The 1902-nt window shown below is 60.4% G+C and carries 1 protein-coding gene and 1 pseudogene; both read right to left on the bottom strand.

Annotated features, from left to right (window positions below):
* Nucleotides 1–132 precede the first annotated feature (132 nt).
* Nucleotides 133–807, bottom strand: a pseudogene (locus C5L12_RS27630) (IS110 family RNA-guided transposase); the annotation flags it as partial.
* Nucleotides 808–934: 127 nt separating this feature from the next.
* Nucleotides 935–1902 (bottom strand): IS110 family RNA-guided transposase (locus C5L12_RS27625; RefSeq protein ID WP_105375163.1); only part of this gene is annotated, 968 nt, incomplete at its 5' end.

The raw sequence follows: 1902 nt of genomic DNA, 5'->3' as shown, positions 1-1902 counted from the left end.
ATCTCCGGTGCGTGATTACCGCGTGATGCGGTCGGCACAGACATAGGTCCGAACTTGCCTCATCCATCGTCCTGCGAAGGACGTCCTTCCGCCGGTTGGCGGAACTTTGTGTCTTTCTCCTTCCGCCTGTTGTCAGCTTGCTGGTGTCATGGCTTCTCGCGTCCAACAGAATTCAGTGCCATCCAGCCACATGCGATGCATGACGACCGCTAGGCGACGAGCGAGTGCGACTTTTGCTTTCGCCATGCCGCTGCGCTTGGCGATCTTCATCGCCCAAGCCTTCAGCGACGACCATTTCCTGACGCGCGTCAGCAGGATTTGGGCAGCCTCATAGAGCAAAGTTCGCATCATGCCGTCCCCGCACAGCGATATGCGGCCGACGCGCCTGCTTTCCCCGGACTCGTCGAGCTTCGGCGTCAGCCCCAGGATCGCCCCTACGGCCTTGGATTTTCTGAAGCGCTGCGGAATGTCGATTGTCGCGGTATAGGCGAGGGCCACCACAGGGCCGACACCAGGGATCGTCATCAGGCGCCGGCAGGGGGCATCATCCTTCGCGACCGCCAAAACTTGCCTGTGCAGGCGCGCAAATTCGGTACGCAGTTTCCCTCGGGCAGCAAGCAGTGGCTCAATAATCGCCGCGAGATCGGGCATGCCTTCGGTGAGCTCGCGAATGCGCTCTTCGAACTTCACCGTTCCCACGGCAGCAACCTTCAGCCCAAAATTGCGCAGAAGGCCGCGGATGTCGTTCTCGATGGCAATCGCCTTTTCCTGCAGCAACTTCCGGGCCGTCAAAAGCGCCCGCCTCTCCGGTGCGTGATTACCGCGTGATGCGGTCGGCACAGACATAGGTCCGAACTTGCCTCATCCATCGTCCTGCGAAGGACGTCCTTCCGCCGGTTGGCGGAACTTTGTGTCTTTCTCCTTCCGCCTGTTGTCAGCTTGCTGGTGTCATGGCTTCTCGCGTCCAACAGAATTCAGTGCCATCCAGCCACATGCGATGCATGACGACCGCTAGGCGACGAGCGAGTGCGACTTTTGCTTTCGCCATGCCGCTGCGCTTGGCGATCTTCATCGCCCAAGCCTTCAGCGACGACCATTTCCTGACGCGCGTCAGCAGGATTTGGGCAGCCTCATAGAGCAAAGTTCGCATCATGCCGTCCCCGCACAGCGATATGCGGCCGACGCGCCTGCTTTCCCCGGACTCGTCGAGCTTCGGCGTCAGCCCCAGGATCGCCCCTACGGCCTTGGATTTTCTGAAGCGCTGCGGAATGTCGATTGTCGCGGTATAGGCGAGGGCCACCACAGGGCCGACACCAGGGATCGTCATCAGGCGCCGGCAGGGGGCATCATCCTTCGCGACCGCCAAAACTTGCCTGTGCAGGCGCGCAAATTCGGTACGCAGCTTCCCTCGGGCAGCAAGCAGTGGCTCAATAATCGCCGCGAGATCGGGCATGCCTTCGGTGAGCTCGCGAATGCGCTCTTCGAACTTCACCGTTCCCACGGCAGCAACCTTCAGCCCAAAATTGCGCAGAAGGCTGCGGATGTCGTTCTCGATGGCAATCGCCTTTTCCTGCAGCAACTTCCGGGCCGTCAAAAGCGCCCGCCTCTTCTGGCTCGTCAGCGTCTTCACATGCACTGGGCGATACAGATTGACGCGTATCATCTGCGCGATGCCGCGCGCATCGTTGCGATCCGTCTTGTTGGGCTGCGCCTTCAGGAAGGCCTTCACATGGCGCGTCTCGATGCAGATGACCGGCAATCCCGCCTTGGCCAACCCCTCGAATAACCACTGCGACAAAGGTCCGGCTTCAAGTCCGACCCGCTCGACGTTCAAGGTCTGGCCCTTCAGCACTGCAATGAGATCGTCAGGGTGGCTGACCACCTTCACCTCACGACAGATCT

Source organism: Neorhizobium huautlense (assembly GCF_002968575.1).
In the GTDB taxonomy this organism is placed as follows: Bacteria; Pseudomonadota; Alphaproteobacteria; order Rhizobiales; family Rhizobiaceae; genus Neorhizobium; species Neorhizobium huautlense.
Note: the sequence above shows the minus strand (reverse complement) of the source record. Positions and strands in the feature narration are given on the sequence as shown.